Origin of the sequence: Actinomyces massiliensis 4401292 (genome assembly GCF_000269805.1) — a bacterium.
GTDB classification, from domain to species: Bacteria; Actinomycetota; Actinomycetes; order Actinomycetales; family Actinomycetaceae; genus Actinomyces; species Actinomyces massiliensis.
In genome coordinates this window covers 1,739,358-1,763,856 of record NZ_JH711481.1, presented here as the reverse complement: position 1 = coordinate 1,763,856, position 24,499 = coordinate 1,739,358, and the positions used below count along the sequence as shown (strand labels likewise).

At 71.3% G+C, this 24,499-nt stretch carries 20 protein-coding genes; 11 read left to right on the top strand and 9 right to left on the bottom strand.

Translation table 11 applies throughout. The annotated features are described in order from the left end of the window. The first annotated feature begins 61 nt into the window (after positions 1-61). Genes W5W_RS0107525 through W5W_RS0107515 form a run of 3 tightly spaced genes read left to right on the top strand, consistent with a single transcriptional unit; the run spans position 62 to position 2,744 of the window. The gene (locus W5W_RS0107525; protein ID WP_017194955.1) at positions 62-913 is read left to right on the top strand and encodes a hypothetical protein; all 852 of its coding nucleotides are present in this window, start codon (positions 62-64) and stop codon (positions 911-913) included. Beyond that, the gene (locus W5W_RS0107520) at positions 850-2,133 is read left to right on the top strand and encodes a sensor histidine kinase (RefSeq protein ID WP_017194954.1); all 1,284 of its coding nucleotides are present in this window, start codon (positions 850-852) and stop codon (positions 2,131-2,133) included. Before W5W_RS0107525 ends, W5W_RS0107520 begins: the two co-directional genes overlap by 64 nt. Continuing rightward, a complete protein-coding gene (locus tag W5W_RS0107515) occupies positions 2,130-2,744 on the top strand; it encodes a response regulator transcription factor (RefSeq protein ID WP_008732229.1) in 615 nt (204 codons plus the stop codon). The genes W5W_RS0107520 and W5W_RS0107515 overlap by 4 nt, the downstream gene beginning before the upstream one ends. A 100-nt stretch (positions 2,745-2,844) precedes the next feature. Here the strand turns inward: W5W_RS0107515 and ffh are convergent, their stop codons facing one another. Continuing rightward, positions 2,845-4,524, bottom strand: coding sequence for a signal recognition particle protein (ffh, locus tag W5W_RS0107510; protein ID WP_017194953.1), 1,680 nt, complete (start codon positions 4,522-4,524; stop codon positions 2,845-2,847). A 246-nt stretch (positions 4,525-4,770) separates the two neighbouring features. Between ffh and W5W_RS14800 the strand changes: the two genes are divergently transcribed. Then, the gene (locus W5W_RS14800; protein ID WP_238533283.1) at positions 4,771-5,304 is read left to right on the top strand and encodes a response regulator transcription factor; all 534 of its coding nucleotides are present in this window, start codon (positions 4,771-4,773) and stop codon (positions 5,302-5,304) included. On the opposite strand, the gene W5W_RS0107500 is transcribed toward W5W_RS14800, so the two are convergent. Next, positions 5,301-5,927, bottom strand: coding sequence for a LysE family translocator (locus tag W5W_RS0107500; protein ID WP_017194952.1), 627 nt, complete (start codon positions 5,925-5,927; stop codon positions 5,301-5,303). The two genes, W5W_RS14800 and W5W_RS0107500, sit on opposite strands and share 4 nt — an antisense overlap. Positions 5,928-5,995: 68 nt before the next feature. Here W5W_RS0107500 and W5W_RS0107495 point away from each other — a divergent pair, with 68 nt between their 5' ends. After that, positions 5,996-6,883: a LysR family transcriptional regulator ArgP gene (locus W5W_RS0107495; protein ID WP_017194951.1), complete on the top strand. Its 888-nt coding sequence runs from the start codon at positions 5,996-5,998 to the stop codon at positions 6,881-6,883. 41 nt (positions 6,884-6,924) lie between these two features. Here W5W_RS0107495 and ftsY read toward each other — a convergent pair whose 3' ends face one another. The 3 genes from ftsY to W5W_RS0107480 all read right to left on the bottom strand — a co-directional run bounded on the left by ftsY (position 6,925) and on the right by W5W_RS0107480 (position 9,915). Further along, the gene (gene ftsY, locus W5W_RS0107490) at positions 6,925-8,112 is read right to left on the bottom strand and encodes a signal recognition particle-docking protein FtsY (RefSeq protein ID WP_017194950.1); all 1,188 of its coding nucleotides are present in this window, start codon (positions 8,110-8,112) and stop codon (positions 6,925-6,927) included. Positions 8,113-8,282: 170 nt separating this feature from the next. After that, positions 8,283-8,657: a hypothetical protein gene (locus W5W_RS0107485; protein ID WP_008732219.1), complete on the bottom strand. Its 375-nt coding sequence runs from the start codon at positions 8,655-8,657 to the stop codon at positions 8,283-8,285. A gap of 259 nt (positions 8,658-8,916) precedes the next feature. Further along, the gene (locus W5W_RS0107480; protein ID WP_017194949.1) at positions 8,917-9,915 is read right to left on the bottom strand and encodes a siderophore-interacting protein; all 999 of its coding nucleotides are present in this window, start codon (positions 9,913-9,915) and stop codon (positions 8,917-8,919) included. A 105-nt stretch (positions 9,916-10,020) separates the two neighbouring features. Here W5W_RS0107480 and W5W_RS0107475 point away from each other — a divergent pair, with 105 nt between their 5' ends. Then, positions 10,021-10,662, top strand: a complete 642-nt coding sequence (locus tag W5W_RS0107475) for a TetR/AcrR family transcriptional regulator (RefSeq protein ID WP_238533282.1) — start codon at positions 10,021-10,023, stop codon at positions 10,660-10,662. A 28-nt stretch (positions 10,663-10,690) separates the two neighbouring features. Here W5W_RS0107475 and smc read toward each other — a convergent pair whose 3' ends face one another. Then, a complete protein-coding gene (smc, locus tag W5W_RS0107470) occupies positions 10,691-14,401 on the bottom strand; it encodes a chromosome segregation protein SMC (protein WP_029574155.1) in 3,711 nt (1,236 codons plus the stop codon). Between the two features lie 366 nt (positions 14,402-14,767). Here smc and W5W_RS0107465 point away from each other — a divergent pair, with 366 nt between their 5' ends. From W5W_RS0107465 to W5W_RS0107445, 5 genes are all read left to right on the top strand, one after another. Further along, positions 14,768-16,111: a sensor histidine kinase gene (locus W5W_RS0107465; RefSeq protein WP_017194946.1), complete on the top strand. Its 1,344-nt coding sequence runs from the start codon at positions 14,768-14,770 to the stop codon at positions 16,109-16,111. Next, positions 16,108-16,989, top strand: a complete 882-nt coding sequence (locus W5W_RS0107460; RefSeq protein WP_008729602.1) for a response regulator transcription factor — start codon at positions 16,108-16,110, stop codon at positions 16,987-16,989. Before W5W_RS0107465 ends, W5W_RS0107460 begins: the two co-directional genes overlap by 4 nt. A 155-nt stretch (positions 16,990-17,144) precedes the next feature. Then, entirely contained in the window at positions 17,145-17,918 is a 774-nt protein-coding gene (locus tag W5W_RS0107455) for an ATP-binding cassette domain-containing protein (protein WP_154650301.1), read from the top strand. Beyond that, the gene (locus W5W_RS0107450) at positions 17,915-19,723 is read left to right on the top strand and encodes an ABC-2 family transporter permease (RefSeq protein WP_238533281.1); all 1,809 of its coding nucleotides are present in this window, start codon (positions 17,915-17,917) and stop codon (positions 19,721-19,723) included. The genes W5W_RS0107455 and W5W_RS0107450 overlap by 4 nt, the downstream gene beginning before the upstream one ends. A 132-nt stretch (positions 19,724-19,855) precedes the next feature. Continuing rightward, positions 19,856-20,893, top strand: coding sequence for a S41 family peptidase (locus W5W_RS0107445; RefSeq protein ID WP_238533280.1), 1,038 nt, complete (start codon positions 19,856-19,858; stop codon positions 20,891-20,893). Between the two features lie 125 nt (positions 20,894-21,018). Here W5W_RS0107445 and ndk read toward each other — a convergent pair whose 3' ends face one another. The 3 genes from ndk to W5W_RS0107430 form a co-directional block, all read right to left on the bottom strand. Further along, positions 21,019-21,453 carry a nucleoside-diphosphate kinase gene (gene ndk, locus W5W_RS0107440; RefSeq protein ID WP_008729609.1) on the bottom strand — a complete coding sequence of 145 codons (435 nt, stop codon included), beginning with the start codon at positions 21,451-21,453 and terminating at the stop codon, positions 21,019-21,021. Between the two features lie 102 nt (positions 21,454-21,555). Next, positions 21,556-22,269 (bottom strand): dihydroxyacetone kinase subunit DhaL, encoded by a 714-nt coding sequence (dhaL, locus tag W5W_RS14795; RefSeq protein ID WP_017194941.1) that lies wholly within the window; start codon positions 22,267-22,269, stop codon positions 21,556-21,558. Between the two features lie 149 nt (positions 22,270-22,418). Next, entirely contained in the window at positions 22,419-24,323 is a 1,905-nt protein-coding gene (locus W5W_RS0107430; RefSeq protein ID WP_017194940.1) for a bifunctional folylpolyglutamate synthase/dihydrofolate synthase, read from the bottom strand. Between the last annotated feature and the right edge of the window lie 176 nt (positions 24,324-24,499).

Genomic DNA, 24,499 nt, shown 5'->3' with positions numbered 1-24,499 from the left:
AACCCACCCAACTGTCACAGCTGCAGGAAGTCTCCCAGGCAACCCAGGCAAGGAACCAGCCATGACCGCTACACCTACAACTACTACTACAACAACCGCCACCGCCTCCCCCGCCCGCAGCGGCGACCGCACCGCCGCGCCCGCTCGCCGCCCGCGCCCGTGGACCTATACGCGCATCGACACGATCACGACCCTGTCCCGCCCCGACATGCTCTTCTTCACCCTGGTGATGCCGCTGGGCATGTACCTGTTCTGGGGCGCCCTGCAGGACTACTCCTCCTACGACGCGGGCCGTGGCAATGTCGCCGCCTCGGTCATGATCAATATGTCGGTCTTCTCGGTGGCGATCGCCGCGACCTGCACGGCCGCCGGCGCCGCCGTTGAGAACGCGGGCGGGTGGGGCCGCCAGATGGCGCTCACGGCGGGCGGCCTGCGCATCTACATCGCCACCAAGCTGCTCACCGCCCTCATCGTCTCGGTCTTCCCGGTCACGGTCATCTTCATCGCCGGCGTCTTCACGGGCGCGAGGATGGACGCGCCCTGGGTGTGGGCCTCCGGCTACCTGCTCACCGTGCTGACCGCCGTCCCCTTCGCCTGCTATGGCCTGGCCGTGGGGCTGTGGGTCCCGGCGCAGGCGGCGGTCGGCATCGCGGGCGCCTCGATCAGCATCTACGCCTTCCTCGGCAACCTGTTCATGCCGCTGAGCGGAAGCCTGTTCGACTTCGGCCGCTTCACCCCCATGTACGGCACCGGCGCCCTGGCGACCCGTGCGCTCCAGAAGGACATGGTCGTCACCGCGACCGGCACCGTCCATGAGGCCCTGTGGATGCCGGTCGCTAACATCACCGCGTGGACCTTCATCTTCGTCGTGGCCTGCCTGGCTGCGCGGCGCCGGACGACGGCGCGCCGCTGACCGCCGGCTTCGCAATGAATGCCGTGAGTGCCAACAGCACCCGCGCCGCGACCGCCAGCAGCACAGCCGACACGGCCGACACAGCCGACGCAGCCGACACGGTTGCGGCCGACGACCGTCCGCGCCCCTGGTACCGGCGGATCGAGCCGAACTCCGTCTGGGCCCTCCTCCTTCTCGTCCCTCTCTTCTTCGTCCTCACGGCCGACATGCCGGTGTCCCTCAAGGCGCTGGGCGTCGCCGGAATCGTCGGGTTCGCCTGCCTCTACAGCTGGGCCGTCTCCACCATGCCGACCTGGCTCGCCCTCCCGGCGGGAGCGGGCGCCGTCGGGCAGCTGCGCCCCGTCGCCAGCAGGCTCGCGCTGCTGGCGGGCGCCGCCGCCGTCTCCGGCCCGGGCCTGGAGTGGTGGTACACGGTCTTCTACCTGCCCTACTTCTGCGCGATCATCATGTACGCGACAACGCTGCGCGTGGGCCTGACCGTCTCCGGGTGCCTGTGCGTCCTGACCGCCCTCTTCTTCCTCGTCCTCGCACCGAGGGCGAACATCGCGGGGTTGGCCGCCGGCTGCTCCTTCTCCTCCGTCGCCATTGCGCTCGGCCGCATCGGGGCCGATGTCCAGGAGCGTCGTCAGGTCAAGGAGCGCGAGCTCGCCGCCGCTGCGGAGCGCGAGGAGATCGGCCGCGACGTCCACGACCTGCTCGGGCACTCCCTGACCGTCCTGGCCCTCAAGGCGGAGGTCGCCCACCGGCTCGTGCACCGCAGCCCCGAGGCGGCCGAGCGCGAGATGGCCGAGATCGTCGAGCTCTCCCGCGCCGCCCTGGCGGACGTGCGCGCCACCGTGACCCGCCTGCGCGTGCCGGACCTGGCCGGTCAGATGAAGGCCTCGCGCACCGCCTTTGCCGCCGCCGACATCGCGGCCGCCTTCACGGGGCGGGCCGGAGATGTCCCCCTGCCCCAGCGCGAGCTGCTCGCCTGGGCCCTGCGGGAGGCGACGACGAACGTGCTGCGCCACGCCGGAGCCGCCCGCGTGAACGTCGAGCTCGCCCCGGGGCGGGTGCGCGTGCAGGACGACGGCGCGGGCCTAGCCGGGCACCGCCCAGGCAACGGGCTGACCGGCCTGCGCGAGCGCGTCGAGGCCGCGGGCGGCACCCTGGTCCTGACCAGCCCCGCACCGGGCGGCACCGCCGTGCGCCCGGGCACCGTCCTGGAGGTGAACCTGTGAGCGCCCCGATCCGTGTGCTGATAGCCGACGATCAGGCCCTCGTCCGCGGGGCGCTGGCCACGCTGCTGGGTCTGGAGCCGGATATCGACGTCGTCGCCCAGGCGGGCACCGGCCGCGAGGCGGTGGCCCTGGTTCGGGAGCGCGCCGTGGATGTGGCCCTGCTGGACATCGACATGCCGGACATGGACGGCCTGGCCGCCGCGGCGGCGCTGACAGCCGCGGGCACGGAATGCCGCAGCCTCATCGTCACCACCTTCGGGCGCCCCGGCTACCTTTCCCGCGCGCTGGAGGCGGGAGCCTCCGGGTTCCTGGTCAAGGACACCCCGCCCGAGGAGCTGGCGGAGGCGATCCGGAAGATCGCGGCGGGGTTGCGCGTCATCGACCCGACTCTCGCCCAGGAGTCGGTGATCGTGGGCCCGAACCCGTTGACGGACCGGGAGAAGGAGGTGCTGCGCCTGGCCGCGCGCGGTGCGGACGCCCACGACATCGCCGAGGCTCTTCATCTGGGCGCCGGGACGGTGCGCAACTACCTGTCCAGTGCGATCGCCAAGACGCACGCCCGCAACCGCACCGAGGCGGCCCGCACCGCCGAGACCAACGGCTGGCTGTAACCGCCGAGATCGGTCGTACTCCGCGCCGAGATCGGTCCACTTCCGCATCGAGATCGGTCCGCGGCATCGGGGCCGGGCCTGTGCGACCGGGCGCCCCGCATCACAGACCGAGTCGGCGCTTGAGATCCTCGGGCAGGGCGTTCATGGCGTCGGCGACCTCATCGCCCGACCCCGATGCCGCGCTCTCCTGGTCGGGCATGATCCCGTAACCGCCAGAGCCTCCCGCAGGGGCTCCGCCGCCCAGGCCGAAGGCCGAGCCCGCAGCGGGGGCCGCAGGTGCGGACGCCTCGGACGAACCGCCAGCAGCCTTGGCCTGGGCCTCCTTGGCCTGCCGGGCCGCCTTGGCGGGGTTGCCGGAGCGCCCCTTCTTGCCGCCCTTGCGCCGCTTGCCCTTGGGCGCCTGCCGGGCCTTGGAGCGCTTGCCCATGGAGGGCAGCGACCCCATGCCGGGCATGCCGCCCTCTCCGGCGGCGCCCCCGCCTCCGGAGGCCATGGCCTCCATCATCTTCTTGGCCTGACCGAAGCGGTCCACCAGCTCGTTGACGGCCTGCACGGTGGTGCCCGAGCCCTTGGCGATACGCGATCGGCGCGACCCGTTGAGGATGGACAGGTCCCGCCGCTCCGCCGGAGTCATGGAGCAGACGATGGCCTCGATGCGGTCGACCTCCCGCTCGTCGAAGGTCTCCAGGGCCTCGCGCATCTGGCCCATGCCGGGCATCATGCCCAGCAGCTTCTTCATGGAGCCCATTTTGCGGATCTGGCGCAGCTGGGACAGGAAGTCGTCGAGGGTGAACTCCCCGGAGGCGAGCTTGGCGGCGGCGTCCTCGGCCTCCTTCTCATCGAAGGTCCTCTGCGCCTGCTCGATGAGGGTGAGCAGGTCGCCCATGTCCAGGATGCGACTGGCCATGCGGTCGGCGTGGAAGCGCTCGAAGTCCCCCAGGCCCTCGCCGGTGGAGGAGAACAGGACCGGGGCGCCGGTGACCCCGCGCACGGACAGGGCGGCGCCGCCGCGGGCGTCGCCGTCGAGCTTGGAGAGCACGACGCCGGTGAAGCCGACGCCGTCGCGGAAGGCCACCGAGGTGTTGACGGCGTCCTGACCGACCATGGCGTCCAGGACGAAGAGGATCTCGTGGGGGCTCACGGCGTCGCGGATGCGGATCGCCTGGTCCATCATCTCGGCGTCCACGCCCAGGCGCCCGGCGGTGTCCACCACCACGACGTCGTAGCCGTGGGTGCGCGCCTGCTCCACACCGGTGCGGGCCACCTGAACGGGGTCGCCGACGCCGTTGCCGGGCTCGGGGGCCCACACATCCACGCCGGCGCGCTCGGCGACGACGCTGAGCTGGGTGACGGCGTTGGGCCGCTGTAGGTCGGAGGCGACCAGCAGGACGCGCTTGCGATCCTCGCGCAGCCAGCGGCCGAGCTTTCCGGCCAGCGTCGTCTTTCCGGCGCCCTGGAGACCGGCGAGCATGATGATGGTGGGACCGCGGTCGGCCCAGTTGAGCTCGCGGGACTGGCCGCCGAGGACCTCGATGAGCTCGTCGTTGACGATCTGAACGACCTGCTGGGCGGGGTTGAGGGCCTGGGAGCGGGCGGCGTCCTTGGCCTTCTCGCGCACGGCGGCGGTGAAGGAGCGGACCACCGGCAGGGCGACATCGGCCTCCAGCAGGGCGCGACGGATCTCGGAGACGGTGGCGTCGATATCCGCCTCGGTCAGGCGGCCCTTGCCGCGCAGGGAGTTGAACGAGGCTGTGAGCCGGTCGGAGAGGTTGCCGAACACGCTGAGGTCCTTCCTGGCGCTGGTGGCGCATCGCGGGAACGTGCAGGCATGGGCTGCATGACTGCATGACTGCGCCCCACGATACCGGGAAGAGCGGCCTCAGACCTCCCCCGCGCCCGGGCTCAGCCCCGGGCCTGCGGGCACCGGAACGCTGCTGCGGGTCAGCGTCCGCCCGCTGCCCTCCAGCGCGGCCACCGCTGCGGCGCTCCCGCGCACCGGCCCGACGTCGTCCTCATGAACGTGGATATGCCCGGCACCGACGGGCTGACCGCCACCGCGCAGCTGCTGAAGCGGATGCCAGCAACGCGGGTCCTCATCGTCACGGCCTTCGGCCGCCCCGGCTTCCTGAGACGCGCCATCAGCTCCGAGGCTCACGACCTCTTAGTCAAGGACGCCCCCGCGGCCGACCTGGCAGAGTCGGTCAGGCGCGTCCACGCGGGCCTGCGGGTGGTGGACCCCGCCCTGGCGACGGACTCCCTCATCTTCGGCGACTCGCCCCTGACCGCCCGCGAGACCAAGGTGCTCCAAGCGGCCGCCGACGGGGCCACCGTCGCCGAGGTCGCTCGGCGCGTGCACCTGTCGGAGGGCACCACCCGCAACCACCTCTCCCAGGCCATGGCCAAGACCGGCCCCCACCCGGGTTGCCGCCGTCCACATCGCCGCCCAGAAGGGCTGGATCATCCAGTAGACGCCTCTGCTGTCTTACTGCTGCTTCCTGCCACTGCGCACGGTCTGGGCGCACGAGCAGCGGCAGCAGCACAACGGTCTAGCACGGTCTAGCCAACCACCACCCGTACCCCGAGTCCCACCAGCACGCCGCCGAGGAGCCGTTCCATCCAGGCGGCGGCCCTCCCGCGCGCGAGGGCTCGTCTCGCGGAGGACGCGAGCACGGCGTACAAGGACAAGCAGACGACCGCGATGACGAGCTCGATCGCCATCAGTGCCATCGACCACTCGAGCACCGGTCCTCCCCTGGGGATGAACTGCGGGAGGACAGCAAGGTAGAAGACCCCCATCTTCGGGTTCAGCAGGTCGGCGGCCAGCCCGGTCCAGAACGCTCTCAAGACAGGCGCCCTCGCCGCCATCCCCTCGCCATCCGCCGAGACGACCCAGCTGCCAGCCGTGATGATCGAGTGCACGCCAAGGCAGCCCAGGTAGATCGCGCCCGCCCAGCGCAGGAACTCGAACGCTGTCGGGACCTGGGTGACGAACGTTGCCACGCCTGCGGCCGCCGCGACGCCCCAGGCGAGCGAGCCGGTCGCCGCCCCGAGCGCTACGACGACTCCGTGCCTGACGCCGTGCGCGATGGAGCTGCGCAGCGCGAGCGCGGCGTCTGGGCCAGGGGTGATGCCGAAGACGAGCGCTACCGGAACATATGCCCACATCGCCGTCATCGCCGTCATGCCACGATGCTACAGCCGGGCTAATATTGAGTAAAATCATTTCTATTGCTCCATCATAAGGAACCTCAATGTTCAAGACGTCGCACCTCGAGGCCCTGAGCGCCGTCTGCGAGTCGGGATCGTTCGAGACCGCGGCGTCAACACTGCGGATCACCCAGCCCGCCCTGAGCCAGAGGATCGGAGCGCTGGAGCGCGAGGCGGGGCTGGTTCTCGTGGAGCGGTCGCGTCCCGTCAAGCCGACACGACCCGGCAGGATCGTTCTGGCTCTTGCGCGGCAGGTCATGCTCCTCAGCTCGGACACCCAACGCCTTCTCGCAGCGGACAGCTCGTTGCCTGACGCGTCCGGGATGGCACGCGTCTCGCTGGCCATCAACGCAGACTCCATCTCTACGTGGTTCCAGCCCGTGATCGCCCAGATCGCGGCGGAACGATCAGTCCTGCTCGACCTCCACGTGGAGGACCAGGACCACACCGCTACCCTGCTCAGGGAAGGGCGCGTCATGGCGGCGGTCACGACCTCCCGCACGCCCGCCCCCGGCTGCACGGTCGACAGGCTGGGGACGATGGTGTATCAGCCGGTCTGCGCCCCGTCCCTGATCAAGGGCCTTAAGGAAGACGAGGTTGACTTGGGAGGGCTGCCGATGCTGCGCTTCGACACCAAGGACGACCTCCAGCACTCATACCTGCGGCAGACCGGGGTGGAGGACCAGCCCCCTGTCCACTACATCCCCTCGAACCGTGAGTTCCTCATGGCCACCAAGCTCGGGCTCGGATGGGGTGTGCTTCCAGAGGGCCAGATCATCGAGGACCTTAAGACCGGAAGGCTGGTCAGGCTGCACCCGGACCGTAGCGTGCAGGTGCCGCTGTACTGGCAACGGTGGAGGTTCAGCTCCTCGACCCTCGACTCGCTGACGACGACCGTGCGACGCGCGGCAGCACTTGGGCTCGCCTCCTGAGCGGCCAGTCGCCGCCCCAGGCAGGCGGGCCGAGAGCGGCCTCAGGCGAGCAGGGCGTCGACGAAGCCCTCGGGGTCGAAGGGTGCCAGGTCGTCGGCGCCCTCCCCGAGCCCGACGAGCTTGACCGGCACGCCGAGTTCCTTCTGCACGGTCACGACAATGCCGCCCTTGGCGGTGCCGTCCATCTTGGTCAGGACGATTCCGGTGATGCCCACGGCCTCGGAGAAGACCTGCGCCTGTCGCATGCCGTTCTGACCGGTGGTGGCGTCCAGAACCAGCAGGATCTCGCCGACCGGGGCGATCTTGTCCATGACGCGCTTGATCTTGCCGAGCTCGTCCATGAGTCCGGCCTTGTTCTGCAGGCGTCCGGCGGTGTCCACCAGGACGACATCGACACCGGTGCGCGCGGCCTGCTGGGCGGCATCGTAGGCGACCGACGCCGGGTCAGCGCCCTCCTTGTCGGAGCGCACGACCTCGACGCCCACGCGCCGGCCCCAGGTGGTCAGCTGGTCGGCGGCCGCGGCGCGGAAGGTGTCAGCCGCACCCATGACGACTGTTTTGTCCTGCGCAACCAGGACGCGCGCGAGCTTTCCGCAGGTGGTCGTCTTGCCGGTCCCGTTGACGCCCACCATGAGGACGGCGGCGGCCGGGTCGCCCTGGTTCTCGTCCCAGCTCTCCGCGGGAGCGGGCCGATCCAGGACGAGTGAGCGGTCCATGGTCGGGTCGACCAGCTTCAGCAGCTCGGCACGCAGAACGCCGCGGATCGCCTCGGGGTCAGAGGTGTCCAGAACCTTGGCCTGGGTGCGCAGCTCGTCCATGAGCGCGGTGGTGACCTCGATGCCGAGATCCGAGGTCAGCAGCGTGTCCTCGATCTCCTCCCAGTCGGCCTCGGTCAGGTCGCCGCGCGACAGGACCGACAGGACGGCGCGCCCGAAACCCCCGGACCCCGCCAGACGGGCCCGCAGGCGCTGCATGCGGCCGGGGATCGACTCGGGGCGCTCGAGCGTCGGCGCCTGAGGGGCCTGCGCCCCCTCGGATTCCTCAGCTTCCCCAGCACCCTCCTTCTGCTCGGAGGGCGGAGCCGGAAGGACGTCGTCGGCACTGGTGGGCTTGTGGGCGCTGACCTCGGGAGGGACCTGCCCACTGCCGCGGCGACTCGCAACGAACCAGAGGCCGCCGATCACGGCGACGACGACGATGACGGCGAGAACGATCATCCAAGGTTCCATGGCTCCATCATGCCCGATGACGCCGGCGGTGGGCAGCCGCCCCCGCCCCGTGAATGAACCTGGAGGGCACCCGCTCATCGCGTCATTTCAGGTCATTTCAGACGACCGTGCTGATGCGGGGGATCCCGCATCAGCACGGCGCGCACGTCGGAGTCAGGGAATTCAGGGAGTCAGGACACCGAGACCTGTCCGCCCTTCGCCCGCTGCGACTTGGAGGCCTGGTCGGCCCCCAACTCGGCACGAGCTCTGCGCACCACTGCAGTAGTGCCCTCGGCGGTGGTCATGGCCTTCTCGACGGCCCCGACCAGGCCGGGGAACGAGTCGGTGCGGGTGTAGACGGACGGGCCTTCACGAGTCATGAGATCGTCCAGGCGCACGTCCTGGGGAACGATCTCGACGGGCTCCTCCTTCTCACGGGCGGCCTTGCTGAGATCGCGCAGTCCGGCCCGCCAGGTGGAGATTGGGTAGCGAGTGATAACGAAGAATCCGATGACCGCTAGAGCGGCGATGACGACGACGAGCAGAGGAACGATCATGTCACCCATGTGGTTAATTGTTACCTACGTTTGTCATACCGTCGCTGAGGTCCATGACACGTGTCGCGCGCTCGCAGCGTCTCGTTCGCCGTGTTCGCCCTGGGCGCACGCGGCACATTCGCATGCCGATGACGCACAGGCTTTGTTCGGACTTTCGTCACACATATCTCGTGCCTTAAGACCCTGGCGGTGACCGGCGGTCATGAGATCGTCCTCCCGACCGGCCGCCGGGCGGCGTGAACGACTTCGACCCGCCTCACTCGCCGCCTCACTCGTCCTCCACCATCTCCACCATGCGCTCCTCGAGTTCCGCCGGGTCTCCCCCGGCGGGGAGGATGTCCCGGTACAGGCGCAGCCGATCGAGGTCGAGCCGCGTGTTGCTGGCTCCGCGGCGCCAGTACCCGTAGACCTGGGTCGCCTCCTTGGACAGGCCCAGAGTGCGTCGGCAGTGCCGGCGCACCGGACGCATCTCACCGGACTCGGCGGCGCCCCACACGGAGTCCACGCCGTCCAGGTCGAGTGCGGCGAAGGCGCGGTCGAGCGGCTCCTCGACGCGGATCACCTCGACACCGTCGAGCTCGGGGACCTCATCTGAGGGGATCCGCGCGAGCAGGCGCACTCGACCGGGCAGGTCCATGCCGGTCAGTACGCTGACCGCCGCGGGCAGACCCGTGGAATCGACCACCAGCACATGGCTGGTCGCCACCAGGGGGATGCGGTGCTGACGGGGCTGGGAGAGCTCGACGACGTCACCCGGCCGCACGGAGCGGAGCCACAGCATGGCGGGCGAGTCACCCTCGTGGACGACGAAATCGACGGTGATCTCCCTCCGTTCGGGGTCGGCCGTGGCGACCGTGTAGACGCGGGAAGCGGTCACGGGGGCATCGGGAATCCCGTGGAACTCGGCCGACTGGAAGGGAAGCTCGATGCGTATGGCGACGTTGGGGATGCACCAGCGCTCCGCCCACTCCGTCGCCCCCGCCTCCGTATCCGCATCCGTATCCGCATCCGCATCATCGTCCCGATCGAGGATTCCGTGCACGCGCGTCATATGCGCGGCGCGGCTCTCGATGCCGGTGATCCGCCATCTCACCGGTCGGTCCGCTTGCCGGTCGGGGGATCGCCCGTCATCCGAGGCGTCGCGGGAGTGATTCTTGAGCAGGCTGAGAAGCTGCGCAGCCTCAGCCCTGTCGCTCTCGGGCGACCCATCGTGCTCGCGAGATCCGTGGAACTCCTGGGATCCATAAGACTCTGCAGACTCTGCCATGCTGGACCTCCTTTATGTTAGTCGTCTAACTTTAACTGGGGGTCGAGGCACGTTCAACGCCGCCGAAAAAGGTCGAGGTGACATGCTTGGATCAGGAGGCCGATGATGAACGATCATGTCCCGCAGGGCCGGCGCCGTGGCCGCCCTCCCCTGGTGACGACCGAGCGCATCATCGACGCCGGCATCGCCCTGACGCTGCCCGCATTGAGCATGAGGGGAGTCGCCGAGGCCCTCGGCATCTCCGAGATGACGCTCTACCGGCACGTCGACAACCTCGCCGGCCTGCGCCGAACCGTGGCGCAGGGGATCTGGGCGCGCACGGACTTCCCGGAACCGGACTCCTCAGACCCCCGTCGGGCCCTGCTCGAGCTCGCCGAGGCGATGCGCGCCATGGCCTCGCGCCACCCGGGCATCGGGTCCTGCCTGCTGAACCTGGATCCCGGTTCGGAATTGATCTTCGAGACGATCGAGCACAACCAGAGGGCCTGGGCCGAACGGTACGGATGGGCGCCCGCACGCGCCAGCGTCATCGTGTCCACCGTCACCAGTTGCGCCGTCGCCCTCGGTGAGCTCGCCATCCCCTCAGCCGAGGACGGCAGCGGGACGCCTGGGCCCGCGCCCCTCATCGACGCCGCGCGCTTCCCCACCATCGCAGCGGGGCAGCAGCGCTCCCGCGAACTCGGCGACCTCTTCGCCTGGACCATGGGCAGACTCATCGACGGGCTCCTGAGCAGCGAGGAGCTCTGAGGCGCTCCGGCACTCCGTCGGCCGCGGCTCAGCCCTTGTGCGCCAGACGCTGGCTGATGGCCTTGGTGATCCCGTCGCGCATGCTGATGCCGTACAGGGCGTCGGCCACCTCCATGGTGCGCTTCTGGTGGGTGATGATGATGAGCTGGCTCGATTGGCGCAGTTCGGTGAAGATCTCCAGCAGTCGCTCCAGATTCGTGTCGTCCAGGGCAGCCTCGACCTCATCCATGACGTAGAACGGCGAGGGCCTGGCCTTGAAGATCGCGATGAGCAGTGCCACCGCGGCCAGGGAGCGCTCACCGCCGGACAGCAGCGAGAGCCGTTTGACCTTCTTGCCCGCCGGCCGCGCCTCGATCTCGATGCCTGTGGCGAGCATGTCACCGGGATCGGTGAGCACCAGGCGCCCCTCGCCCCCGGGGAAGAGGCGGTCGAAGACCTCCGCGAACTGGCGCGCCGTGTCCTCGAAGGCGCGGGTGAAGACCTCCTGGACGCGGGTGTCGATCTCCTCGACGATGCGCAGCAGATCCTCGCGCGAGGACTTGAGGTCGGCGAGCTGCTCGGCCAGGAACTGGTGGCGCTGCTCCAGGGCGGCGTGCTCCTCCAGGGCCAGCGGGTTGACCTTGCCCAGGCGGGCCAGGTCTCGACTGGCCCGCGCCAATCGCCTCTCCTGCTCGGCGCGCACATACGGGCGCCCCGGATCAGCGGCGGCCCGGCGGTCCGCCGCGCCGTCATCGTCGGTGCCGTCAGCGCCTTCAGTGCCGTCGGTGCCGTCGCCCCCGGAGACTGCGGCGTCCCCGTCCGCGCCCCCATCCTCAGCCGTGGCGGGGACGAGCATATGCGGCCCGTACTCCTCCACGAGCGGCTCCAGCTCCAGCCCCAGCTCATTCATGGCGCGTTCGGCCAGGGACTCCAGGCGCATGCGCTGCTCGGCACGGGCGACCTCATCGCGGTGGGCCGCATCGGTGAGCTGTGACAGCTCCGCGGCCAGGGCATCCAGCTCGGCACGGACCTCGCCGGTCGCGGCGCTCGCCTCCGCCCGCTCGGCCTCGATCCGGGCTCGTTCTCCCTGCGCCTCCTCGATCCAGGCACGGGCTGCATCGACGGCGGCGCGGGCCTGATCGCGCACGCGGGAGGCGACGGCCAGTTGAGCGGCCCGACGCGCCTCGGCCCGCTCGGCGGCGGCTCGCGCCTCCCGCTCGCGGCGGGCGGCGGCTCGCAGCGAGTCCGCGCGCCCGCGACCCGAGCGCTCGCGCTCCTCGGCGGTGCGCAGCGCCAACCGGGCCTCGGTCTCATCGGCGCGCGCCCGGCGGGCAGCCGCCACCGCCGACTCGCGCCGCTCCCGCGCCGTCTCGACCGCGGCATCGAGGTCGTCGTCCCCGGCGTCGCTCGAGTGTCCGGATTCGATCTCGGCCAGGGCGGCGGTCGCCGCAGCCAGCTCGGTGGTGCGCTGGGCCGACTCGTCCTCGGCCCGCTCCAGCACCCGGCGGGCGCGCCCGGCCTCCTCCTGCGCCGCACGGGCGGCAGAGGTCAGGCGGGCCAGCGCCTCGGCGGCGCGGGCGGCCTCGGCGTCGGCGGCTCGCAGAGCCGTCAGGGCCTCGCTGACGCCGCGACGGGCATCCTCCTCGCGGGCCCGAGCCGCGTCCAGGGCGGCGTCGGCCTCGGCCTCGGCCTGGGCGGCGGCCTCGGCCTCGGCGGCGGCCTCTTCGCGGGCGGCGGCCAGCTCGAGCACGGACGAGGTGCCGTGTCCGGCGGAGGTCGCCCAGGCGGGTGCGAGGACATCCCCACTTCTGGTGGCGACGACGGCCTCGGGCAGTGCCTCGCGCACCGCCCGAGCCGTCTCGAGGTCCGGGGCGACCCAGGCTCCGGCCAGGATCCGCCCCACAGCGACGCGCAGGCCAGGCCGATCGGCCGACACCAGGCCGGTGGCGGCGCGCGCGCCGTCCACGGGCGGTGCGGGCGCGCCGGCCTCCGGCGCCGCTGTTCCCGGATCCTGGAGGAGCACCAGGCGCAGGGCGCCGCCGCCATCGCCCTGGACATGAGTCATGGCGGCGACGGCGGCATCGATCCCCTCCACGAGAGCCGCCCCGGCCAGGTCTCCGAGCAGGGCGGCGACGGCGTTCTCCCAGCCGCGCTCAATGCTCACGGCCTCGCTCAGGGGGCCGAGCACACCGGCCAGCTCGGCCTCGGCCAGGGCGCCGGTCGCGTCCTGGGCGCTCAGGGACAGGGCCAGCGTGTCACGGCGCGCCGTCCAGGTGGCGCGGTCGGAGGCGGCCTCGCGTCGGGCGTCGGTGGCCGCGGCGACGGCGTCGCGGGCGGCGGCCAGTTCGGCGGTGGCCCTCTCATGGGCGGCGGTCGCCCGGGCCTGCTGCTCGTCCGCCGCCCGGTCGGCGCCGTCCGGGCTCTCAGGGGGCGCGCCCGCGTGCCCAGCCGACTCAGTCGACTCATCCAGGACCGCCTGCGCGGCATCGGCGCGCTTCTCGGCGTCCGCCAGCGCCGAGCGGGCCTGCTCGAGGGAGGCCAGGGCGGCCTCGTGGCGGGAGCGGGTGGAAGCCACTCGGCCCCCGGCGCGGGCCAGGGACTCGCGGCGGTCGGCGGCGCGGCGCTGCGTCTGGGACAGGGCCCGCTCGGCGGTGGTCTCGGCGGCCTCAGCGTCGGCGCGCTCACGGGTGGCCTCGGACAGTGCGGAACGGGCGGTCTCGATCGCATCGGCCAGTTCGGCCTCCTCGGCCGCGGCGGTCTCGGCACGGCGCTCGAGCTCATCGGGGTCGGTGCCCCGCGAAGGCCCGGGGGCGGAGGCGAGGCCGCGAACGCGCTCGGCGGCGACATCGGCCAATGCGCCCAGCGATTGGGCGGCGGTGGTGAGCTCCTCCCAGACGTCGGTGGCGCGAGTCAGGCGCTGCGCGGAGGTGGTCTCGACGGCGGCCAGCTCGGCCGCACGGGCGCGAGCGGTCTGATCGGCCTCCTCGACGGCGGCGCGACGGCGGGCCAGGACGGCCTTGTCCTCGTCCCCGGCCTCGAGCAGGGACTGGGTCTGGACGACGTCGTCGGCCAGCAGGCGGGCGGTGGCGTCGCGAACCTCGACCTGGATGGTGCGGGCGCGGCGCGCCACGGCGGCCTGGCGGGCCAGCGGGCCGAGTTGGCGGCGCAGCTCAGTGGTCAGGTCCGTCAGGCGGGCGAGGTCGGCGGCCATGGACTCCAACTTGCGCAGGGCCCGCTCCTTGCGGCGCCGGTGCTTGAGGACGCCGGCGGCCTCCTCGATGAAGCCGCGCCGGTCCTCGGGAGTGGCGCTCAGGACGGCGTCGAGCTGCCCCTGCCCCACGATGACGTGCATCTGGCGGCCCAGGCCCGTATCCGACAGCAGTTCCTGGACGTCCAGGAGGCGGCAGGCGGTGCCGTTGATGCGGTACTCCGAGCCGCCGCCGCGGAAGAGGGTGCGGGAGATGGTGACCTCGGTGTAGTCGATCGGCAGGGCGCCGTCGGTGTTGTCGATGGTCAGCGAGACCTCGGCGCGTCCCAGCGCCGAGCGCGACCCGGCTCCGGCGAAGATGACGTCGGCCATGGAGCCACCGCGCAGGTTCTTGGCGCCCTGCTCCCCCATGACCCAGGTCAGGGCGTCCACCACATTGGACTTGCCGCTCCCGTTGGGTCCCACCACCGCGGTGATGCCGGGCTCCAGTCGCAGGGTGGTCGACGAGGCGAAGGACTTGAAGCCCTTGAGCGTCAACGTCTTGAGGTGCACGGCGCCCACGATAGCGCCGCGAGCGCTGTTTACTGCGGGGCGGCGCACCTGCACCCGCGCCCGTGTCGCTGGAACGGTCAGCCGAAGAGCCGCCGGTAGGCGCGCTCGGCGACGCGTCCGCCACCGAGCGAGGGCCCCGCGAACAGCACGTTGCGGGCGCACGTCCACCCGCGCGTCTGTCACAATCCGGGACAAACGCGCTCCACCTGCCTTCAAGGTGCCGGGGAATCGTTGGAATTATGCGGTTTCTTCAGGAGGTGCAAGCCTGTTGGCCCTCGTTTGTCCCGGATTGTGACACGGCCTCCGTACACTTGGAGCTCCGGGCCCGCGCCTGCACGACCAGCCGAGCAGCCGAGGAGGAGAGTCATGACGGACGACCTCGACAGTTCGTCCGCCGCGGACGAGGCCCGGGTCGTAGCAGCGGCCACCGACTGGCGCTCGACCGTCCGCATGCTCGGCCCGCGCGGCGCACGCTGGTCACTGCCCCTGGCCGACGTCCTCCTGGGCGCCGCCTGCCTTCTCATCACCCTTTCGCCCCTCTCCTTCATCAGCCGTTTCGGGGCCCATGCGGTCTATGTCGCGGACCTGGTTCTGGAGATCGTGCTCGCTCTGGCCCAGCCGCTGCGGCGGCGGATGCCGCGCACCTCCTTCGTCATCACCGCTGTTGCACTCGCCCTGTATGCGCTGCTGACCTACTTCTCCCCCGTACCACTCGGGCTCTCACCACTGACGCTGACCGCCCTGACGAGCCTGCACGCCGTCGCCCGCTGGTGCCCGGAACGCCGGTGGGGGCGGACGGCCCTCGGCGCGGCCCTCGTAGGGGCTCTCGTCAACCCCATGACCATGGCCGTGACGGGATACAACCGCTCCGTATGGGATGCGGTCGTCCAGCCCCGGGACCCCGTTGGGGAACTGGCCATATGCGTCGCGTACACGGCTCTCATCGCTCTGACGGCGCTGCTGGTCGCCAACGACGCGTGGCGCCGCCGCCGCCTGGCCGAGGGGCGCCTGCGACAGCTCGCCCGGGAGCGGGCGGCCGCGGCGGCATCCGAGCGGCTCGAGCTGGCGCGCGAGCTCCACGACCTCCTGGGCCACAGCCTGACCGCGATCAAGGTGCAGGCCGCCACCGCCCTGGCCGTGGGGCAGGCAGAGACCCTGCGCACGACACTCACCACGATCGAGCAGACGGCCGCCGCAAGCCTGGACGAGGTGCGAGACCTGGTACGGGCGCTACGGGGCAATGCCGGCGACGCGGCGCCTCCCGCCGACCTGGACGCCCTCGACCGGACCCTGGCGACGGTCACGGCCGCGGGGCTGAACCTGGAGACCGACATCCCGGAGCCCGCCGAACTGACGAGCGCCAGCGCCTCATGGTCCCTGCTCCAGCGGCTGGCCGTGCTGCGCACCATCCAGGAGGGGCTGACCAACGCCCTGCGCCATGGGGCCGGCACCGCCGACCTGCGCATGCGGATCGACTCCGGCCGGTGCGCCGTCATGATCACCAACCCGATGACGCGATCCGGCGGAGAGGAGACCGCCGGCAGCGGCCTGGCGGGCCTGGCCGAGCGGATCCGTCTGACGGGCGGCACCATGGAGGCCGGACCCTGGATGCTCGACGACGGCGCCCCCGGCTTCCGCCTGGCGGTGAGCCTGCCGGTGTCCGCCAAGAGCACCGATACCGAAACCGAGAAGGCGGGAGGATCAGCGTGAGCCCTGTAAACCCTGCGAGCGCTTCTGCCCAGGGCGCGCGAGGGCCGTGGCGCGCCGTCATCGTGGACGATCAGGCGCTGCTCGTCTCCGCCTTCGAGATGCTCCTGTCCTCCCAGCCGGACCTGGAGGTCGTCGGAACCGCCGCCGACGGCGCCGCCGCCCTGGAGCTGCTGGGCTCGCGGGCGCAGCAGCTCCAGGGCGCCGCTCCCGTCGACGTCGTCCTCATGGACATCCGCATGCCGGTCATGGACGGTGTGACCGCGATCCGCGCCATGCGCACCGGCGGGGATGACCGGAATGACGAGCATTCAGCGGCGCGGGAAGCACTGCGCCGCACCCCGGTGCTCGTGCTGACCACCTTCGACGAGGAGGAGCTGGTCCTGGCGGCGTTGCGAGCGGGAGCCAACGGATTCCTCCTCAAGGACGCCTCCGCGCAGGTCCTGCTCGAGGCCGTGCGCACGGTCGCACGCGGAGGGTCCTGGCTCGACCCGGCCGTCACGGGTACGGTCCTGGCCCATCTCGGGGCGGGCGAGGGGGGCGCAGGGAGCGAGGAAACAGTCGCGACCACTCCCGGCTCCGGGCCCGGGATGGGGCCGAAGCCGAATGCGTCCGGACCTGCAAGCGCCATGGACGCCACCAGGCCGACCGGGGCCGAGATCGGCGCGAACGGCCTGTTCGAACCGCTGACGGGCCGCGAGCGCGACGTGCTGTCACTGGTGTGCGACGGACTGCCCAATGCCGAGATCGGCGAGCGCCTGCACCTGGCCGAGTCCACCGTCAAGACCCATGTCAAAGCACTGCTGGCCAAGACCGGCTGCCGCAATCGGGTCGAGCTCATCGTGCACGCATTCCGCCACGGCCTGGTGGCGGTGCGCTGAGCCCGGATCGTTCCGCGCAGCCAGTTCCCCGCAGCCCGGCCGGCGCGGCTCCCCCCTGGGGAGGAGGAGCCGGTGCGCCCGCTCGGCCCGACCGCATCCCCACGGGGGATCCGCCGCGCACCGCCGGCGCGGATGCTGAGACCATGACACGCCCAGTGACGCACACAGCCCCATCCGATCCCCCTGTTACCCCTGTCCCACCCGCTGCGCGTCCGACCGGTCTGCGCATGACGGACATCGTCAAGTCCTTCGGCTCCCAGAGGGTCCTGAACGGCCTGAACCTGGCAGCCCGGCCGGGGCGCGTCTATGCCCTGCTGGGCCCCAACGGCGCCGGCAAGTCGACCACGCTCGCGATCGCGCTCGGCCTGACGCGCCCAGACGCCGGCGGCGTCGAGATCCTGGACCGGCCGTGGACCCGGCGGTCCCTGGAGCATGTGGGCGCCTCGCTCAACGGCCCGGCTTTCTTCCCCCAGCTGTCGGCCCGCCGCAATCTGCTCGTGCACGCCCGCCTGACCGGCACCGATCCCGCCGCGATCGCCCCGCTCCTGGAGCACGTGGGCCTGGGCGGGGCGGGGCGCAAGCGCGCCAAGTCCTTCTCGACCGGCATGAAGGTGCGCCTGGCCCTGGCGATGGCGCTGCTGACCGACCCGGAGGTCCTCATCCTCGACGAGCCGCAGAACGGCCTGGACCCCCAGGGCATCATCGAGCTGCGGGACCTGCTGCGGTCGCTGGCCGACGCCGGGCGCACGGTGGTCGTCTCCAGCCACCAGCTGGGCGAGATGGCGCGCATGGCCGACGACGTCGGCGTCCTGGTGGCGGGCCGCCTGGCCTACGAGGGCCCGTTGTCCGGGCTCGCCCACCCCGATGACGGACCCGGCCTCGAGGCGGCCTACCTGGCCCTGGTCACCGGTCGGGGGGCGGCAGCATGAGCCCCGCGAACGCCCCTGTCTCCCCTATCTCTTCTGCCTCTCCCACCATCTCCCCGGCTCTCCGCACAGGCCGCCGCGCGAGCCGGCCCCGAACCGTGCGGCTCGCCCTCCTGCGCGCCGAACTGCTCCGGTCGCACCGGACCTTCACCTGGGGCGCCATCGGCGTCTCCCTGTTCATCGCGGCCTGGTCGATCAATCTGTCCCACTCCCTGACCTCAGCCGGGCTGGTCACGGACGAGGGGCGCTGGGCCGGCAACATCCTGGCCTGGCTGTCCTTCTACCCGGACTTCTTCGCCCTGATCATCGGGGCGCTCGTCGGCGCTATGACGCAGTGGCGCGAGCAGCGGGTCCGCGAGGGCGGGACCGCCTGGCGCGCCACCGACCCGCGCCGGGTGGCGGGGGCGCGGGCGACGGTCCTGGCCCTGTCGGCGCTGGCGTGCCAGGCGGGGCTGCTCATACCGGTCGTCGGCTACGGGCTGGCCTCCGGGGCGGGCTGGGGCCCGGTCGCGGACTACCTCCGCTTCGCCGCGCTCATGTGGGTCTCGGTGACCGGGGCGAGCCTGTGGGGACTGACGCTGGCCCGCTTCATCGGCGGCGTTGCGGTCGGCCTGGCCCCGGTGGCCGCCGCCGTGTGGGCGATCATTGGCGCCCAGCGCGCCGAGACGCCGACGTGGCTGGTCGAGCCCTGGACCTGGATGATCCGCACGACGCTCCCGCTGCTGGGCGTCCACGGCAACTCGGTCAACCTGGAGCCGGGCGACGCCGCCTGGTCCTACCCCTTCTGGCCCGGGATGCTCCTGCAGACCCTTATCACGGTGCTCGGGCTGGTCGTCGTCCTGGTCACGGCCGGGACCGGCAGCCGGACCGTCTGGTCCACTCGGCGCGCAGGCGCCGGGAGAAGGACCGACGTAGCCGACGACGGGGTCGGCAACCGGCCCACCGAGACCGCAGCGTCCGAAGTGTCCCCAGCGTCCTCAGTGTCCGAAGTGTCCCCAGAGGTCCTTCCGACGGCGGCCCGGCCGGCTCCGGGTCGGCACGCCGCACCGGCGCAGCCCGGGACCGGCCGCGCCGTCGCTCTTCTGCCGGCGCAGGTGACCGCAGCCGGAGGCGGGCGCCGCAGCACCGGGCTCGCCCTGGCGCCCGTCCTGCCCTGGAGGCTCTGGGCGGTGCTGACCCTGCCGCTGCTGGGCCTGGTCGCCCTGGTCCGAGCCGCGTACTCCTCCTCCGCCGCCGTCTCCCTGGTCGCCCTGGCCGGGGTGCCGATCACGGCCACGGTCGTCGGCGTGACCACCTGGGTGAGCCTGCGCGGGGCATGGCGCAGCCTGCTGATGCGCACCACGCCCCTTCGGGCGACGTGCGCGGCGCTCCTGCCCGCCTGGGGGTTCTTGTCCGGGGTGCTTCTGCTGGCCTGGGGCGTGGGCGCCGCCGGGTCGGAGCTGTTCCCCGTCGAGCCGGATCCGGAGCTGCCGGCCGTGGCCGGGGAGGTCTACGTCGCCGTGACCATCCCGTTCGTCGCCCTCATGCTCCTGGCCCTGGCGTACGCCCTCACCCAGACCGCCGGCCTGGCGGCCTCGATCACCGTGACGGTGATCGGCCTGCTCGCGGGCCTGGTCATCGCGGGCAACGAGGTGATCGTGAGCACGCCCGGGCTGTGGTTGTCGGCCCCCTGGGGGTGGGCCTCCGTCGCCGGCTCGTACCCCGCTCGCTGGCTCGCCGTCGTCGGTCTCAGTCTCGTCCTGGCGCTTGCGGCGCTCACCGTGAGCGCGGCATCGGGGCGCCGCGTGGCCATGCGGGACGGCGAATAAGGCGCTCCGGTAAGCAGCTGCGGTCTCGTCATTGCGAATGAGGAGCCAGCTGCGCCCTCCTCCCTGAGGCGGAGGGTGAAGTGCCTCCCGTGACCGATCCGCGCACCCGCCCGCCGCGGCACTATAAGGACTATGAGCACTTCCGCAGACGGGCCCGCCGAAGCGCCCCGGACCGATCCCACGCCTGAGCCACTACCAGGCCGGCGTCGCCGCCGGACCCTCACGATCGTCGCCGTGGTCGTCTCGGCCCTCGTGGTGGTCGGCACCGCCGGCGGAGCCTGGCTCGTCCACTCGATCGGACCCGCCTTCGGGATCTGGTGGCCCGCGCCGAGTCCCCAGTCCTACGGGTCGGCCGTCCTGGGGCTCATGGACTCGGGCCTCCATGCCACCGGTCAGGAGTGGCAGACGGCTCGCGCCGACGCCGCCGGGCGGATCGAGAAGGCCACCACCCACGACGAGGTCGACGACATCCTGGCCGACGCCATCAAGGTAGCCGGCGGCAAGCACTCCTTCATCATGGACGCCGCAGACCTCCAGGACTCGATCGACTCCTACACCGCCCCGACCTCCTCCATGGACGGCTGCGTGCTGACCGTGACGGTCCCGGCCTTCATGGGGACGGCGGAGCAGGGTACGGACTACGCCACCACCTTGGCGGACGCCCTCGGCGCCGAGGGCGTATGCGCCGTCGTGGTCGACCTGCGGGACAACGACGGCGGTGACATGGGCCCCATGCTCGCCGGGCTCTCCCCGCTCCTGCCCGACGGAGTGGTCACCTCCTTCGTGAGCCAGGGCAGCACCAGCGATGTCACCCTGAAGGACGGCGCGATCAAGGGAGGCGGCACTCCGACCTCGGTGGGGCAGCGCGACAAGCTCGATGCGCCCGTGGCCGTGCTGACCTCGCAGACGACCGCCTCCTCGGGAGAGCAGGCGCTTCTCGCCTTCCGCGGGCTGGACAGAACCCGGGTCTTCGGCCAGGCGACGGCGGGCTACGCCTCGATCAATCAGAACTTCCCGCTGTACACGGGACGCACCATGGTGCTCACGACGGGGACCTCGCAGGCCCGCACCGGCGAGCAGTTCGGGGAGGAGCCGATCGCCCCCGACGTCGAGACTCCCCCCGAGCAGGCACCAGCAGCCGCGGCCGAATGGCTCGACTCCCAGTCCTGACTCTCGAGCGATCGAGCCCGCTCTGCGTACTGGTGCACAACCACTCGCACGGGCCCCTTCACAGTGAGGATGAGGGTCCCATGCGGTTGATGGTTGATGAGAAGGCTGAGAAGGCAGAGTGAGATTTAGCGCGCCAGGTGGGGGAACCAGATGGCGATCTCGCGCTCCGCGGACTGAGGCGAATCCGAGCCGTGGACGAGGTTCATCATGGCCGAGCCGCCCCAGTCCCGGCCCAGGTCACCTCGAATCGTCCCGGGGGCGGCGGCAGTCGGCTCGGTCGACCCGATGAGGGAGCGCAGCCCCTCAACCACTCGGTGCCCCTCGACGACCACGGAGACCACCGGACCGCTGGTCATGTACTCCACAATGCTGGGGTAGAAGGGCTTGTCGACGTGCTCGGCGTAGTGCTCGGCGAGCAGGTCGGGGGTGGCTATCAGGCGGTCGAGCGCAATGATGTCGTAGCCCTTGGCCTCGATCCTGCGCAGGATCTCTCCAGTCAGGCGACGCTGCACAGCGTCCGGCTTGATGAGAATGAGTATGCGGCCAGGGGCGTCAGTCATAGTGATTCCTTTCAACGCGGATCATCCCGGGGCGGGAGCACGGCGGCTCGCGCCGGTTCAGAGCGTCAGAGTGACGCCGATCGCGCTGATTGGCAACCCCTGTCATATCCTCCCGGCCAGGGCGGGCACGCGCTCCGGCTCCTCCTCGCCACCGGCGGCCCGCACCGCCGCCTGGAGGATGAGAGCGGTCGAGCGCGCGCCGGGATCATGGTGCCCCACCGAGCGGGCGCCGAGGTAGGAGGCCCGTCCTCTGAGGGCCGTCAGCGAGTAGGTCGCGTCAGCGCCGTCGACAGCGGCGTTCGCTGCGGCCCGCAGAACCTCGACCGGACTCGCCCCGGTCGCGGCGGCCTCGCGCGCAGCACGGGCCGCGGGCTGCCACGCATCCAGCATCGTCTTATCACCGACCTCGGCCCGTCCGCGCATCTGGACGCCTACCGCCGCCTCGCCCAGGAGCGTCGCCACATCCTGGGAGGACAGCACGTCCACATCACAGGCCCGTGAGGCCCGCAGGAAGGCCGTCCCCAGAAGCGGGCCCGCCGCACCGCCCACCGTGGCCAACAGGCTCGTCGCCGTCGCCTTGAACACGGTCGCCGGCGGCGAGGAGGCGCCTCCGGCGCTCTCCTGAGAGTCGAGCTTGGCCACAGCCGCATGCATGCCGCGGTCGAGATTGATGCCATGGTCGCCATCGCCGATGGCCCGGTCCAGCTCCGTGAGCTCTTCACGGTGCTCAGCAACCGCCGCCGCCGCACCACGAATCCATGCGACGCTCCATGCGGCGTCAAGCGGCTTCTCGTGAGTCACGGTCCTCTCCATCATTCTATGCCGGACTGCGCCAGTCAGCGGCCATCCGGTGCCGGTCAGCGTCAGTCGATGCTCATCTATGCGCATTTCCATTGTCGCACCCCGCGCGCCAACGCGCCTGTTGGGCGCCCCGATCTCCGTCAACGCGATATCTGCCACAGCACTCAGGCCCGCCCGAACAGTGCGCGGGCCTCGGCCGCCAGGATCACCGAGCCGACGATGAGAACGCCCGAGGAGGTCAGCGGATCCTCATACCCCTCGGAAAGAGTCACGGCCCTCTCGATGCCGCCCGCCAGCGTGTCGGTTGTCTCGACGCGGTCCGCCCCGAAGACCTCGCGGGCGACGACGGCCAGGTCCTCGACCTCGAGGGCGCGCGGGGAGTCGATGGGCACGCACACCACCGCGTCGCAGGCCGGCTCGAGGACGGACAGGATCCCCTCGACGTCCTTGTCCGCCATGGCCCCGACGACCGCCACCAGATGGCGGAATCCGAACGCCTCCTCCACAGCGGGCACGAGCGCTCCCAGACCGTGCGGGTTGTGTCCGGCATCGACGATGACGGTGGGACTGGAGCGCAGCACCTCCATGCGACCGGGGCCGGTCGCCGAGGCGAAGCCGTCCTCGACGATCTTGGCGGGCAGCGCACGACCGCCGAACAGGGCCTCGGCGGACGCCAGCGCCAGTAGGGCGTTATGCGCCTGGTAGTCGCCGTGCAGCGGGATGAAGATGTCCTCGTACACGGCCGCCGCAGTGCGCAGCGTCGTCATCTGCCCGCCCACGGCCAGGGTGCGATCCAGCACGCTCAGGACGCCCGCGCCCGCCTCGTCCGGATCCTCCTCGGGATCCAGTTCACGGCGCCAGACGACGCCACGGCGCGCGGCGGCCGCGGCGATGATCGCCTGCGCCGCCGGGGGCTGGACGGCGGTGATGAGCATGGCGCCGTCCTTGATGATGCCGGCCTTGTTGGAGGCGACCTCCTCGATGGTGTCGCCCAGCCAGGCGGCATGGTCCAAGCCGATGGGCGTGATCACCTCGACATCCCCGGGCACGACGTTGGTGCAGTCCCAGGTTCCGCCCATGCCGACCTCAATGACGGCGACGTCGACCGGATGATCGGCGAAGACGGCCAGGGCCATGACGGTCAGGACCTCGAAGAAGCTCATGCGCGGCCCGCCCGCCGCGGTCGAGCGCTCATCCACCATCCGGATGTAGGGGGCCACGTCCTCCCACGCGGCGATGAACCCCTCTTCGCTGATCGGCTCGCCATCCAGGGCGATGCGCTCGCGAATGCTGGCCAGGTGGGGGCTGGTGAAGCGGCCGGTGCGCATGCCGGTGGCGGCCAGGAGGCGCTCGGCCATGCGGGCGGTGGAGGTCTTGCCGTTGGTGCCGGTGATGTGGATGTTGCGGTAGGCCCGCTCGGGGTTGCCGAGCAGGTCGAGGGTCCATTCGACGCGCTCCAGACTCGGCTGGACGCGGTGCTCGGGGGCGCGCAACAGGATCTCGGCCTCCACCTCGCGCATGCGGCCAGAGACCTCGACGGCGCGGGCGGCGGCGAGCAGGTCGGCCCGGTGGCGCCCGGTTTCCTCGCCCTCGCCCTCCGAGTCGGCGCCCGATGCGGCGGGCGAGTCGGGAAGTTGGGGCTCCCACTCGTTCCAGTCGTCGGACTCGTCCTCATCGACCTCGGCCAGGAGGGCGTCGAGGCGCTCCAGGTCGCCGCCCGGAATCATGTTGGCGGCGACGAGCTCGCGCAGGGCCTCCAGGTCCTCCTCCTGCGCCCGGCGCTCGGCGGCGTCACCACCACCGCCGGCCTCGTCGGCTTCGTCGGCTTCGTCGGCTTCACCGTCCTCGGCGTCAGCGGCCTCCAGGTAGGGCAGGAGCTCGGGGTCAATGCCATCACGACCAGCACGACCATCATGACCAGCATGACCAGCAGAGCCATCGGGGCCGGTCGAGCCGCCGGCGGCCAGGACGGCATCGACGACCTCCTCGCCCGTGGCCCCCTCGGGGATGCCGAAGGCCGCCCCCGGATGATCATCCCCTACGCCGGAACGAGGCTCACTCCCGCTCATCACCACGTCCTTCGCGATTGTTCTTCGAATGTCCGTCCGCACGCCTTTCGCCACATGCGCGACCAAGCAGCCCGAGCAGATGCTACCGCCATCTGTCAATAGAGGAAGGCAAAGTAATCGAGTTCACCTATCGTGAGGATGGGGATGCCGGCCGTGGCGTCACCGAGCCGGGGCGA